General features: G+C 54.5%; 9 protein-coding genes. 7 read left to right on the top strand and 2 right to left on the bottom strand.

What is annotated here, in order from left to right:
- Positions 1-11: 11 nt before the first annotated feature.
- From OZX71_RS04290 to OZX71_RS04260, 7 genes are all read left to right on the top strand, one after another.
- Complete coding sequence (locus tag OZX71_RS04290; RefSeq protein WP_277159457.1) at positions 12-2,120, top strand: glycoside hydrolase family 43 protein; 2,109 nt, start codon at positions 12-14, stop codon at positions 2,118-2,120.
- A gap of 81 nt (positions 2,121-2,201) precedes the next feature.
- Complete coding sequence (locus OZX71_RS04285; RefSeq protein WP_277159456.1) at positions 2,202-3,539, top strand: extracellular solute-binding protein; 1,338 nt, start codon at positions 2,202-2,204, stop codon at positions 3,537-3,539.
- Between the two features lie 216 nt (positions 3,540-3,755).
- On the top strand, positions 3,756-5,153 hold the full coding sequence (locus OZX71_RS04280) for a UTP--glucose-1-phosphate uridylyltransferase (RefSeq protein ID WP_277159455.1): 1,398 nt from the start codon (positions 3,756-3,758) through the stop codon (positions 5,151-5,153).
- A gap of 279 nt (positions 5,154-5,432) precedes the next feature.
- Entirely contained in the window at positions 5,433-7,358 is a 1,926-nt protein-coding gene (locus OZX71_RS04275) for a WYL domain-containing protein (protein WP_277146757.1), read from the top strand.
- Positions 7,359-7,438: 80 nt separating this feature from the next.
- Positions 7,439-7,903, top strand: coding sequence for a hypothetical protein (locus OZX71_RS04270; protein WP_277159454.1), 465 nt, complete (start codon positions 7,439-7,441; stop codon positions 7,901-7,903).
- A gap of 182 nt (positions 7,904-8,085) precedes the next feature.
- The gene (locus OZX71_RS04265; protein ID WP_277160654.1) at positions 8,086-10,755 is read left to right on the top strand and encodes a DEAD/DEAH box helicase; all 2,670 of its coding nucleotides are present in this window, start codon (positions 8,086-8,088) and stop codon (positions 10,753-10,755) included.
- Between the two features lie 85 nt (positions 10,756-10,840).
- Positions 10,841-11,188: an RNA polymerase-binding protein RbpA gene (locus tag OZX71_RS04260; RefSeq protein WP_277146759.1), complete on the top strand. Its 348-nt coding sequence runs from the start codon at positions 10,841-10,843 to the stop codon at positions 11,186-11,188.
- Positions 11,189-11,879: 691 nt separating this feature from the next.
- Here OZX71_RS04260 and OZX71_RS04255 read toward each other — a convergent pair.
- Positions 11,880-12,767: a dihydrodipicolinate synthase family protein gene (locus OZX71_RS04255; RefSeq protein ID WP_277159453.1), complete on the bottom strand. Its 888-nt coding sequence runs from the start codon at positions 12,765-12,767 to the stop codon at positions 11,880-11,882.
- Between the two features lie 160 nt (positions 12,768-12,927).
- Positions 12,928-13,704 carry an amidohydrolase family protein gene (locus tag OZX71_RS04250; RefSeq protein WP_277159452.1) on the bottom strand — a complete coding sequence of 259 codons (777 nt, stop codon included), beginning with the start codon at positions 13,702-13,704 and terminating at the stop codon, positions 12,928-12,930.
- Between the last annotated feature and the right edge of the window lies 1 nt (position 13,705).

Genomic DNA, 13,705 nt, shown 5'->3' with positions numbered 1-13,705 from the left:
TTTGCAGCAGAATGTGTATTACCGATAAGTCAAAGTGCACCTCGATCTCAGGCAAAAGAACAAACGATACCTATACCAATCCGGTAAGCTATGACAATCAAGAAGTAGGTGGTTCTTTTACCGCCCCCGACCCGTTTGTTCTTGAATTCCGGGGATGCTATTACTGCTATGCGACCGACGAAAGTGGTGTCCAGGTATCCGTTTCCGACGATTTGGCGCAATGGCATCATTGCGGATTCGCGTATCAGGAAAGTGGGAAAAAGAACTACTGGGCTCCATCGGTGATTTATCTCAACGGGCTGTTCTATATGTACGTTTCGAACATGCCTGAGGCGGAAGAAGACACTCACACGGAAATCATGTTCGTGGCGGTAAGTGCAGATCCGCTCGGACCGTTCGAGAAACAAAACGAGCTGTTCGACACGTTCGCCATCGACTCACAGGTCGTGCGTGGTGAAGATGGTGAACTGTATCTTCTGTACGCCGATAATCAGACTATGGGCATGGACGCTGTGCGTCCAGGAACTTCGGTGATGGTAGACCGTATGGAAACGCCATTGAGGCGTGCAGGTCATCCGAAAACACTGATTGCGCCGACATTGGACGAGGAGATTTTCGAGAAGAATCGTTTCGGAGACGGGCGAGATTGGCATACCGTTGAGGGCGCTACCTACTTTTCGTATCGGGACAAAGCATTCATCACCTATTCTGCGAATTCTTATCAGCACGAAAATTATTTCGTAGGTTATAGCGAGGCTTTTCTGCCTGTGGACCACGACGGCAGGAAAGACGGCGCGGGTATCGAAACGCTCGATTGGCACAAACATACCGACAACGGACGTTTTGCGCCCCTGTTGATTCGCACAGACAATCTGGAGGGGACCGGCCACAACAGCATTATCAAAGCGCCGAACAATGTCGATGATTGGCTTGTCTACCACGGCAGGCCGGTCGAGCAGGAACTACTGGTGAATCAGGAACAACGTCTGATGTGCATAGACCAGCTCTACTATGACTCAGACGGATTGGATACCGCTGGTCCTACGCGTCAGCCTCAACCTAAGCCGGAGGTTGCTGACGTTACATGGAATTTCAAAGAGGGATCAGGCGAACGGCCTGTCATCGTCAGGGGCAACCCCGCTATGAAGTCAGACAAGCTGGGAGGCAGACTGATTGTCGCACAAGAGGATTCCATACTCGCTCTGAATAATTCAACGCAGGAATTCGACACCTATATCGCGACGGTCTGGATAAAGGCAAGACGTAATGCCTTCGGCATGGATGCCGGTTTCGTCGCCCGCTATCACGACGAAGCCGATAAGACCTTGATTGCCGTGAGGCCTGACGGAGGATTTGCGGTTGAAGACATTGCCAATAAGATTGTGACGACAACGAACGTCGAGACTGATGAGAAGGCTGACGTCGATTGGTCGCAATGGCACAAGCTTTCTGTCGAACGCGTCTACTCCCATCTGATCGTCAGGATAGACGACTTGAGGCCCGTCGTCGTCCTGATCAATGACAAACCTGGCCGTGTCGGCCTGTTCAGCAATGGTACTGACACGGAGTTCTCAGCATTTCGTGCCACCGATCATGTCAATCTTTGGGGCGAACGCATGCAGGATATTGCATCCGAAATCACTGCGAAGAATACGGTTGCCGTCAACGACGCCTTACGTCCTGCGGGTTCTCAGTATGCCGGATTCTCACTGGCTCGTCCGTTGGAAGGTTATCGTTTGGTTCTTGATTTTGCCTTGGACCGCGAAGGAGGGAAAGTCGAGATTAATCTGGCGAATAATCGTTTCATCGTCGATGGTGAAGACACTCGTTTGGAAGATAACGGAAGTCTGGTATCACCTGATACCTGCAGAGGTTCCATACGTTCTTATAGAACCCGAAAGATAAGGAACCCCGCAGGGCAGGCCTTGGTGACTGTCAGGCTTGAACAAATCGACGGAAAGCTCAAAATTCATACGCGAGGTGCGACTTGGAGTGTTGCATTGCTCGAAGGCTCGTCGCCTTGCGTAGCTTGCAGTCTTGTTCGTTCATCTCTGATTGGTTATGAACGCACTTCCATAGGAAATCAAAACGGAGACGGGGAGGGGGCAAACGGTAATTGAATCGGGCGGCACACTCATGATGCAGCTAGGCCTGAGAGTAATTGACAACGAGAAAAAGCAACGAGTTCAAAGGAGAATCTCATGATTCGCAATGTAAAAAAGTTGGTAGCCGCAGCCGGAGCTATCGCTATGTCTGTCGGCCTGTTCGCAGGTTGTGGAGGTTCTGATAACAGCGGCAAAGACGCGGGTGTCGGAACCAAGGACAATCCGGTAACCTTGACCTTCTGGACATGGCAGCCCACGGATGCGCAGTGGAAGGGTATGTATTCCGCTTTTGAGAAGAAATATCCGAACATCAAGATCAAGTGGTGGCGGACTTCTGAGATGACCGATTATCAGAAGAAGCTGCAGACCTCTATGGCCGGTGACGAAGGCCCGGATGTCTTCGGCATTCAGACAGGATCGATGGTCGACGAGTATTCGCGCTTCGCCGATGACATGGGCAAGCTGGCAGCCAAGGACATGCCCGGCTGGAAAGACAAGGTTTCAAACGCGGCGTCCAAACAGGTCACCGACAAGAACGACAAGCTGGTTGGCATGCCGACCATCACATCGGGTTCGGAATACATCCTTTACAACAAGACCCTGCTGAATGAGAACGGAATCAACGAATTGCCCAAGGACTATAACGAACTGGTCAAGGACACCCAGGAGCTCAAGGCCAAGGGGCTGATTCCCATGGCTCTGGGCGCCAAGGACGGATGGCATCTCGATGATCTGTTCGTGTGGATTTCGAATCAATACGGTGAGGGCGATGTCTACAAGGCTGCCGAAGGCAAGGCAAAGTTCACTGATGAAACCTTCGTCAAGACCATGAAAGCTTGGAAGAAGATGGTGGATGACGGCATCTTCCAGGAAGGCGCTGTCGGTACGAGCACTTATCCGGATGCTCGTGACAATTACTTCTATGCCAGGAAGACCGCTTTCCTGCCGACAGGTTCATGGCACGTCTCCGCAGTGCTGCCCAACGACGAGACCAAAGGCACCAAGGTCGAGAAGGACGATCTTGGCATGATGGAGTTTCCGAAGGTCGGCGATAAGGATTCCGGTCCGACCACGGGCGTTGATTTCGCGCTCTGCGTCAACAAGGAGAGCAAGAAGAAGGAAGCCGCCATGAAATTTGTGCAGTTCATGACTACGGGCGAAGGCCAGCAGCAGTGGGTCAATACGCTTCAGGGCGCTCCTGTCGATAAGGATGTCAAGGTTTCGCTGCCTTCCAACACCTCCGAGACCGCCAAGACGAGCATCGATCTGGTCACCAAGGGTCAGTCTGCATCCAAGCTGGATCGCAAGTTGGGCTATCAGGAGCTCAACGACGAAATCGGCGTGCAGATGCAGAACGTCTACACCGGAAAGACGGATGTAAACGGCGCTCTCAAGGCGATCGAACAGGTCAATTCTGGCCTCGATCGCAAGTAGCTTATCTGCTACGGATTAATTCGGTCACTTAGGGTGGTGTCGATTCATTTCGACACCACCCTATTGCATCTTTCCAGCAAGCTTTCAGAAAAGATAGTAGAGTTAACAATTATGCTTATCGGTTCTGGCCCCGAGCTTTGCCGATGAAGAGAAAAGGAAACTCGACTACGAAAGAGGTGTGGTTTGCAGGACGCTTTCGACGCTTCGGCGCAAAAGATGCGTGAAGCACATATGAGCGATGTGGCCGTTGCACAATTCAAAAGGCTCTACGAGGAATGGCAGCACAATGATGCCAGCAGCTGGATTCGCGAGGACGATGTGGAGCCCTTGCAGGATGTGCCGAGCTTCCATGATGTGTACAAGACCATCGACCACGATCAGGCGGTCCATGCGTTCGCCAAGACCGCGTTCCTTAAGCTCAACGGCGGTCTCGGCACCTCAATGGGGCTCGACAAGGCGAAATCGTTGCTTCCTGTCCGCCGTCACAAGGCTAGGCCGATGCGTTTCATCGACATTATTCTGGGTCAGGTCGTCACGGCTCGCGAGCGCCTCAACGTGCCGCTTCCTTTGACCATGATGAATTCGTTCCGTACCTCCAAGGACACCATCGAGGCACTGACGCAAAGCAAGAACTTCCATCAGGAAGACGTTCCTCTGGAGATCGTGCAGCATCAGGAACCCAAAATCGATCTCGAAACCGGCAAACCCGTCGAATTTCCGGATAATCCGGAATTGGAATGGTGCCCGCCCGGCCACGGCGATCTGTTCTCCACCATCTGGGAATCCGGTCTTCTGGACATCCTGGCCGAAAAAGGCTTTGAATATCTGTTCATATCCAATTCCGATAATCTGGGCGCACGTCCTTCACGTACGCTGGCCCAGTATTTCGAGAACACCGGGGCGCCCTTTATGGTCGAGGTGGCCAACCGCACCTATGCGGATCGCAAGGGCGGACACTTCGTGCGTGACAAGAAGACAGGACGTCTCGTCTTGCGCGAAATGACCCAGGTCAATCCCGACGATAAGGAGGCCGCACAAGACATCGAACGCCACCCTTATTTCAACACGAACAGCATCTGGGTGCGCATCGACGCGCTGAAGGCCATGCTGGAACAATACGACGGGGTATTGCCTCTGCCGATTATCCGCAATTACAAGACCGTGGACCCCACCGATCCGGCTACCGCAAAAGTGGTGCAGCTGGAAACCGCCATGGGTGCGGCCATCGGGCTTTTCGACGGCGCGATTTGCGTGCAGGTCGATCGCATGCGCTTCCTGCCGGTCAAAACCACCGACGATTTGTTCATCATGCGTTCTGACCGGTTCCATCTGACCGATTCCTACGAAATGGAGGATGGCAATTACCTCTTCCCGTCGGTGAAGCTGGACCCGAGATATTACCGCAATATCGAGGACTTCAACGACCGTTTCCCGTACGCGATACCATCGCTGGCGGCCGCCAATTCCGTGACCATCGACGGCGACTGGACCTTTGGCCACGATATCGTCTTTTACGGCGATGCCGTTCTGAAGGATCAGGGTAAACCCAGCTATGTGCCTAACGGGGAATTTGTGGGACCGCAGGGAATCGAACCGGACGAATGGCTTTGGTGATTGGTGGCTTTAATCGAACATCGCAACGTTGGAATTGTGCGTTGCCATTTTCCGGTCATTGATTATCGAAGTTTGATGTAATTAAGTTGAAAATAAAATAAATGGTGTCCATGAACCGGTTGAATGGCCGTGAAATGCGCATAATAAGCGTAAAAACGTGATAAAAAGAATTAAATTTGCGAAATTACGCGATTTACCGGAAAAAGCATCTAATATAGATAAGGGCGTGCGTCACAAGTCGCACACTTGTACTTGAACATTAACGATACGTGAGGACTAATGGCAGAAGGAAGCAACGGAAGGCGACGTTTTTCCGACAAGTGGGGCAAGCACGAACTGGATGTGCTCGCCGTTCTATCATCTGCGTTCCCACAATGGTTGACTTCAAGGCAGATAGCACAACGCGTCAAGGCCTATGCCGATTCGTATGGAGAGCTGGCCGATCAGGCTGCGAAGGCCGCGTTCGCCAAGCAATTCCAGCGCGATCGTGCCAAGTTGGCGGCCATGGGCATCGCCATCGAGTCCCGCCAACCCGAATACTCATCGAAATCCGAAGGGCAGGATTTCGCGTCCTATCGTCTGCAATTGGGGGATGAGCCGAGGGTACGTCTGCGCTTCAAGCAGGAAGACCTACCCGTGCTCGCCGCAGCGAACTATCTGGCACGTTCGATGTCGATTTCTTCGTCGTCGGCGAAACACGAGGAACAACAGCACACTTCACGCACCGCACCGCGTGTGCCGCAGACTCCGACTCCGGGACTCGGGCTTGACTCGATTGCCCCAGGACTTGGCACCCAGCCGATTCCTGACAATCTGATGAAGGTGGTCGATCAACGACGTTTCGCCGCGACCATCGATGTGGACGGCGGGCATATGAACGTCGCCTACACGGATTCCGACGATCTGGCCATGTTCATGCTTGAACACCCGGGCTCTTCGGTCGTCTCTCCTCAGGAAGCGGTGGATGCCTGGAACCGCAGGCTCAATGCCGCGGTCAATTTCACGTTGGCCGACGAAAGCCAGGGCGAGATGGGGGAGACCATCGTCACTCCGTCCATCAGCAAGACCACGGCGAACAGTGATGTCGATCCCGAAAACGGAAAATCGCACTCGAAGCGCAATTCCTCCTTCCAGACCGGCAGCGAGGTGGATCGCCGGCTGCGCCTGATGCTGTTCCTCTCTGCGCATTTGGGTGAGGAATATTCCCTGGAGGAGCTTGCGGCACGTTTCATCGGAGAGCCGAAAACAGAGGACGAGAAGAAAAAGGGCGTTGCCGTCATCCGCAAAGACATCAACACGCTTACCACTGTTTCCGATGACGGCGAGATGGCAGGCAGTCAGTTCTTCGATATCGATTGGTCGCTGCTGGACGCCGACGGCATCGTCTCGGCCACCAATTCGCTCGGCCTTGAGCGTCTGGCCGGTATTTCGCAACAGTATCTGAGCATGCTGACGGCCTCCGTCAGCTACCTCGCGCACTCCTCCTTGCTTCCCACTGCCCAGCGCGAACAGGCGGAATCGTTGTACGTCCGTCTTCGCCAGCATGTCAAGCCGGGGGAGACGCCCTGGCTTTCGCTGACCGGCTATGAAGTCGAGCCTCGCAGTTTCAGCGTGGTCAAGCGTGCGATTTCCACCGATTCGCTGCTGGATATGGAATACACCGACGGTACCGGCCGTACCCGCCGCAAGCTCGTCGCGCCCTCCAAGATCTTCGTGGATGAAGGCGTCTACTATGTCGCCGTTTGGACCGACGTGGCCAAGGCTGCGCCCAAAGACGAGAAGAAGTTTGTCTCCAAAGACACGACCATCAACAAGGCCACCGGCCAGCCACGTATTTGGCAGGTATTGCGCCTTTCTCGCATCGAGAAGGCGGACCTTGTCGAGCCGACAAGCCAACTTGATATTCCCGACGTCCCAGTCGCCGAACTGCGCAAGTGGAGCTTCGACAACGGCACTTCGACCGTGTTCATCACCGATAAACCGGATCTGCCGTTCATCAAAACACTGCCCGGAGCCACTGTCGAACCGTGCGGCGAAGGGGAGAAAGTCCATCTCACAGTTTCCTCGGATTCGTGGTTCGTCGCTTTCGCCATCGCGCACGCCCGCCATATCATCGCCGTCGCGCCGGAGCCGCTGTTGACGATGATCGTCGCCCGGGCCCATCGTGAATTGACTCTTGAAAACAACATCCAGCAGGATAAGTAGGCTTGCGCGACAATCCGGAACCTTGATTTGCTAAGATAGACCTATAAACCGTAACGAGCCGAACCGGAAAGGGGAATCACATGCCTTGGTGGGGTTGGATTATCGTCGCCGTAGTCATGCTTGCGGCCCTTGCCGTCGGTTTGGTCTATGCCGGTATCCACGCTGTTCGTGCGGCCCATAGCGTTGCCGGTACCGGCAAGGAAATTCAGAACTATCTCAATGCGATGCAGCAAACGGACCCGGGAAACGCAGCCAAGGAAAAGCCGTTGTTCACGCAACCTCTTTCCACAGCCGCACACCGCTACAGCCTCGCCCAGACCGAAGTCGAACGCAGGCGGATCACCAGACATAATCGTCATGCCGAGCGTTGGAGCGTGTGGAAGCATAACCGCGTTCCGTTCACCGCTAATCCGACGCCGGTAAGCAATCAGACGATTCCACAGTCGACAGACCGGACTTTCAGCGCAATCGTGGAGAATGCCGGGGCCACAGCGAGCGAGGGGCTTCCGATAGATACCGGTCAAAAAATCTCGAGGTCCAATTAAATGACGCTTTTGCTACCCTTTGTGTGTTCCTCTTCGACAGGCAAAAGCATATCCGTCTTCAATGAATCGACAGTTTCATTCTTATGAGTCATTCACACCATTATCGCCACAAAAAACGCCTCGATCCGGATCACGAGGATTTCACTTCACCGGTTGATACGGCTTCATCCGAGGAAGTGCCGATGTCGCCATCGCAACGTTATGCCGCGTTCAAAAAACACAGTGCTTATGAACGCTCGGAGGCCGCACGATTCGCCAGAAGTCTTCCGTTCGAGCTCGACCCTTTCCAGATCGAAGCCGATGAGGCGCTCGAGGCCGGCAAAAATGTCCTGGTTGCGGCACCGACGGGCGCAGGCAAGACGATTGTCGCGGATTTCGCCATGCACCTGGCACAGCAAAAGAACGTCAAAGCGTTCTATACCACGCCCATCAAGGCACTGAGCAACCAGAAATACCACGACCTGGTGGATGTATATGGTGCCAAGAACGTAGGCCTGCTGACCGGCGATACGTCCATCAATTCTGAAGCCAACATCGTAGTGATGACCACCGAGGTGCTGCGCAACATGCTCTATGAGAATTCGGAGACCCTGCGGGCATTGCGCTATGTCATCCTTGACGAAGTTCATTATCTCGCCGATAAATTCCGCGGACCGGTGTGGGAAGAGGTCATCATCCATCTTCCCGAGTCCGTCAAAATCGTCGGGCTTTCCGCCACCGTCTCCAATGTCGAGGACTTCTGCGCATGGATCGAATCCGTGCGTGGGGCCACGCAGCTTGTGGTCTCCGAGAAACGACCCGTACCGCTTGAACAGCACGTCATGGTGCAGAGCGACGACCAGCACGAACCGGAACTCATCGACCTTTACCGTCATAGCAAAAACGGTGTGCAGACCGACAAGCTGAACGCGAAACTCGTCGACCGCATCGACCAGCTCGACAGAAAAGCCGTCTCGAGGGCTCACGAAGAACGGCGTGGCGGCAGAAACAGACACCGCGGGGGAGCAGAGAAGCGCCGTCGCCCCGGTCAGGTCCGCCGCTATATTCCGCGCCGATGGGCAGTGGTCGATGAACTGAACTTCATGGGTCTCCTACCGGGCATTTACTTCATCTTCTCCCGCAACGGCTGCGACGAAGCCGTCGAGCAATGCCTTCGTGCAGGGCTCGAACTGACCACCAAAGACGAAGTGATGCGTATCCGCGCCATCGTCGACGAGATGGTGGAAGGCGAACTCGACCATTCAGATCTCAAAGCCCTCGGATTCGCCCGTTTCCGCTACGCTCTAGAAGAGGGCTTCGCACCTCACCATGCCGGTATGGTGGCCCTTTTCCGGCAGATCGTCGAACGGCTTTTCGAAGAAGGGCTGGTCAAGATGGTCTTCGCCACCGAAACGCTGGCTCTGGGCATCAACATGCCGGCCCGTTGCGTGGTCATCGAAAAACTCGAGAAATTCAACGGAGTGGACCACGTGACGTTGACGCCGGGCGAATATACCCAGCTTACGGGTCGCGCGGGCAGGCGAGGCATCGACACCATCGGCCACGCGGTCATTGTCGATCATCGGGACTTCGTACCGGCTACCGCCGCCTCGCTTTCCAGCAAACGCGTCTACCCGCTGCATTCGAGCTTCAAACCGACGTTTAACATGGCGGTCAACCTCTTGAATTCCAGCAGTTACGAGACCGCTCGAGATACGCTCGATCACTCGTTCGCGCAATGGGAGGCCAACGAATCCGCCGAAGATCTGGAATCACGTATCCAGACCCTGAGCAAGGCCGTCGAGGGCTATGAGAAGGCATTTACCTGCTCGCACGGCGACTTCAAGGATTTCATGACCATCCGTCAGAAACTTTCCTACCTGCAGAAGGACGAACGCCGGCACCTCAAACGTCGAAGGTTTGCCAGCGACAAGGCCCGCAGTGAGGCGTTCCGTGCCCTCGACAGACGTATCGACGAACTGAAAACCGAGGAAAGCGAACACCCCTGCAAGTCCTGCCCTGACTTCCAGAACCATCTGAAATGGGGGCATCGCTGGCTGCGTGAATCCAAGGAACTGCGGCACGCGCGCGGACGCTACGAATCGCGCACCGGCTCTGTGGCACGTCAGTTCGACCAGATATGCAACGTGCTCTCCTCGCTGGGCTATCTCAAGGAAACCCGCATAAAGCACGGTGTGGCAGGGTTGCAGGAAGATGGTACCCACCAGTCGTTTTCAGAAAACACTGACGGCGTGTCGGATTTGTCGACTTCTAATCGCGACATTGCAGTATTGTCCCAAAATGCCGAATCTCGGCCTCCTCAAATCGTACGCGATTATCAGCTGACCATCCGAGGCCAGTTGCTTCGCCATCTGTACAGCGAATACGATCTGGTGCTTTCCGAAGCCATCAACGACGGTTTCCTCGACGACCTCGAGCCTGAGGAGCTTGCCGCGACCCTGTCTGCGCTGGTCTATCAGGCACGCAGGGGAGGCGACAACGAGCCGCGGCGGTATCCCGGCGGTCCTGGCGGCGCTGTGGCGACCAGCTGCCGACGGTTGAGGGATGTCTTCGCCGATGTCGAGATGATGCGCGAAGACGCCGATCTGGACGAGCTGGAACCGCTTGATTTCGGTCTCGTCGACGTCATGTATGACTGGGCCAGGGGAGAGGACCTCGCTCAGATTCTGCACGGCACCGAACTGACCGGCGGCGATTTCGTGCGCAACGCCAAGCGGCTTTCCGACGTCCTTCAGCAGATTTCGAGCGCGAACGCCTATTACGAGGCGGAAAATCCGCATCTGGAGGAGAATGCGAGAAAGGCCAACAAGCTCGTCAACCGCGGTATCGTCGCGTACTCAGGAGTCGACTGAGCGGTTAACGAAACGGACGAGGGAATAATCGTCTCGTCCGAACTGTTCTGTACTTTAGAAATAGACTAAACACCAAGGAGAATGTATGGCGGAACGCAGCTTGCGCGGTATGAGTATCGGAGCGAAATCACTCGAATCCGATGAAAATGTTGATTTTGCGGCAAGAACTGATGTTGCGTATGTATGTCCGAAAGGTCATCGTACGATTCTGCCGTTCGCTGAAGGAGCCGACGTTCCTGCCGAATGGGAATGCCGTTGCGGCGAAGTCGCCAAACGTGAAGACGCCGATCCGGATGAGGTTGACGAGATCAAGAAGCCGACCAGAACCCACTGGGACATGCTCATGGAACGGCGCACGGAAGACGAATTGAAGGAATTGCTCGATAAGCGGCTCAAGATGCATCGTGAAGGTTGGTTCCCGGATTACGAGTGATCGTTCGTCTGGGATTGAATCACGTACGGAAATAAATATCAACTAAATGGTGGCTGGCTTTACAAGAAAGACGGCCACCATTTAGTTTTAGTTTTATTGCGAATCCTGGATTTGCTTTGAGAAACCTGTTGTTTGTTTCAATCGATCCAGTGGCGAGCTGGTCGATAACGCAGTAACTGGCTATGAGCTGTTTTCTTGTGATGCCTTAGTAACCGGATAAACGGATAAGTCAACTGGGTCTACCTGTTAATGATTATCCGATAATGTACGTTATGTCAGATTTCAAAGAAATCTGACATAACGTCTCGCAGTTATGTTGCAAGCAAGCTTGCTTACATAACTGCTCGCGGTCTCCACGTTATATACCAAGCTTCGCTTGCTTACATAACGTAGCACGTCCTCTACCGCAGTTTGCTGATATCGTTTCAGAAAACCTGACATAACGTCTCGCAGTTATGTTGCAAGCAGAGCTTGCTTACATAACCGCTCGCTGTCACTACGTTATATACCCAAGCTGCGCTTGGCTTACATAACATAGCGCGCCTCTATTCAATCAAGATTTCTCTATATATATATGAAACGCCGTGTGATATGCATACAATAACTTGCATATCACCCGGCGAATGTTTTGTTGCCGGATACGTCTCAATAGTGTTTTGTCATTGAGACGTATCCTATGAAATCCCGTTGTTTATTTCAGCAGCGTTTGGATCGTTTCGTATTGCTGCGCGGTCAGCTGGACGGCAGGCTCGCGGATGCCGGTGCTGATCGGCAGTCCCTTGGCTTTGACGCCGCCCTTGATCGCGGAGACAAACAGATCGGCGACGTCGTAGACCGCCATGAGCTTGTTGATCTTCTTCGCGCAGGCGAGCATGGTGGGATAATCCTCATCGCGATAGGCCTTGTTCATTTTCACGAACAGCTCGGGTTCCACGTTGGTCAGGCCGCAGATGACGCCGTTGCCGCCGGCCACGCGATTCGGCGTGTAATACTCGTCGAATCCTGAGAACACGCTGAATTCCGGGTTCACCTTCCGCACGGCCGCGATCATCTTGCGGGTATGGCTGATGGTGTCGACCGTATCCTTGATACCGACGATATTGGGGTGCTTCGCCGCCAGTTCGGCGACCAGTTCCGGAGAAAGATCGGTGCCGGTCCGCGGCGGGAAGTTGTAAAGGATCACGGGGATGGACGACGATTCGCACACAAGGTCGAAATAGCGCTCGGCCGCGGCATTCGAGGGTCCGAAATAATACGGGGACACAGCGACGACGGCATCGGCGCCGGCCTTCGAGGCATAGGCGCTGAACTCCTTGACTTCATCGGGGTTTGTGCCGCCTACCCCAATCAGCACGTTCGCGCGGCCTGCGACGCGTTTGATGGCGAAGTCGGCTGCCTCTTCCTTGACGCTCAGCGGGAATGCATAGAACTCCCCTATGCTTCCGAAAATCAGGATACCGTCGATGCCCGCTTCGGCCAAGTGGTCGAGGTGTCTCCCCCACATCTCATAGTCGATGCTCCCGTCGTCCTTGGTTATCGTGATTGACGGGCAGTACACGCCGTCGAAAACCTTGCTCATATTTATCTGACTCCTTTTTCTTGATGCCGTACAAACACGCACAAACAGGTGTCTAGCACAAGGATACATACGTCTGCTGCGATGACGCGCAACCGACGCCGCATTCCCATGCAGACACCTGTTCGCCGATCCCATTACTACTCAATGGTGATGTTTTCTTTTATAATTCGATTCCGTAGGCTTTCAGGGCGTTGTTCATGAAGAAGTCCTCGTCCTCGCCGAAGATCTTGAGCATGAGCTCAAAATGCTCGGCGAACGACGAATGCTCGTTGACGACCGGCCAGTTGGAGCTGAACAGCACCTTGCGCGGTCCGAACACGTCACGGACGTACTTCACGATATCCGGGTCGACGGGATTGTCTCCCGAAACCTTGATATAGCTGTGAGGCAGCCGAGCCATGGCCTTGAGCGCCTCACGCGAATCGGAATCGAGGGACGTGACGTTGCCCAGATGATCCATGATCACCGTGACCTCGGGAACCTGGCCGAACGCCTTGGCCATATCCCCCAGCTCTTCACCTCGGCAGCACAGCTCGAACGGCATGCCGTGGGCGGCCAAAGCCTTGAGCCCGCCGATGAAGTCGGGTTCGAGGCAACGGCCACGAGGTTCGCTGTCGATGTGCAACGGCTCACGGATGCCCGTGGCGTTGAGCGGCACACGCATCGTAGGAGAAAGGCTGGCACGCAACATCCTGGCGAGGATGCGCGGGTCGCCGTTGTCGTAGACGAGCCTGTCTTCCTGCTCATGGTCCACGCAATCGACCTCCACATACACGCCGCCCAGGAAGTCGACGCCGACATGTTCATATTCGGCCTTGAGATCCTCGAAGGTGTATTTGCGGTTGATCTTCATGCCATCGAGCCACGGCAGATTCTGCACCGCAGGATCCCACATGTGAAAATGCGAGTCGATGACCTTGAGCTTCGCTTCCGTCATT

The organism is Bifidobacterium sp. ESL0764 (genome assembly GCF_029395515.1).
In the GTDB taxonomy this organism is placed as follows: Bacteria; Actinomycetota; Actinomycetes; order Actinomycetales; family Bifidobacteriaceae; genus Bifidobacterium.
Note: the sequence above shows the minus strand (reverse complement) of the source record. Positions and strands in the feature narration are given on the sequence as shown.

What these genes read in the sequence shown, in the direction of transcription:
- OZX71_RS04290 (WP_277159457.1), top strand. Translation starts at nt 12, where the DNA reads ATGTGTATTACCGATAAGTCAAAGTGCACCTCGATCTCAGGCAAAAGA.
- OZX71_RS04285 (WP_277159456.1), top strand. Translation starts at nt 2,202, where the DNA reads ATGATTCGCAATGTAAAAAAGTTGGTAGCCGCAGCCGGAGCTATCGCT.
- OZX71_RS04280 (WP_277159455.1), top strand. Translation starts at nt 3,756, where the DNA reads ATGCGTGAAGCACATATGAGCGATGTGGCCGTTGCACAATTCAAAAGG.
- OZX71_RS04275 (WP_277146757.1), top strand. Translation starts at nt 5,433, where the DNA reads ATGGCAGAAGGAAGCAACGGAAGGCGACGTTTTTCCGACAAGTGGGGC.
- OZX71_RS04270 (WP_277159454.1), top strand. Translation starts at nt 7,439, where the DNA reads ATGCCTTGGTGGGGTTGGATTATCGTCGCCGTAGTCATGCTTGCGGCC.
- OZX71_RS04265 (WP_277160654.1), top strand. Translation starts at nt 8,086, where the DNA reads ATGTCGCCATCGCAACGTTATGCCGCGTTCAAAAAACACAGTGCTTAT.
- OZX71_RS04260 (WP_277146759.1), top strand. Translation starts at nt 10,841, where the DNA reads ATGGCGGAACGCAGCTTGCGCGGTATGAGTATCGGAGCGAAATCACTC.
- OZX71_RS04255 (WP_277159453.1), bottom strand. Translation starts at nt 12,767, where the DNA reads ATGAGCAAGGTTTTCGACGGCGTGTACTGCCCGTCAATCACGATAACC.
- OZX71_RS04250 (WP_277159452.1), bottom strand. Translation starts at nt 13,704, where the DNA reads ATGACGGAAGCGAAGCTCAAGGTCATCGACTCGCATTTTCACATGTGG.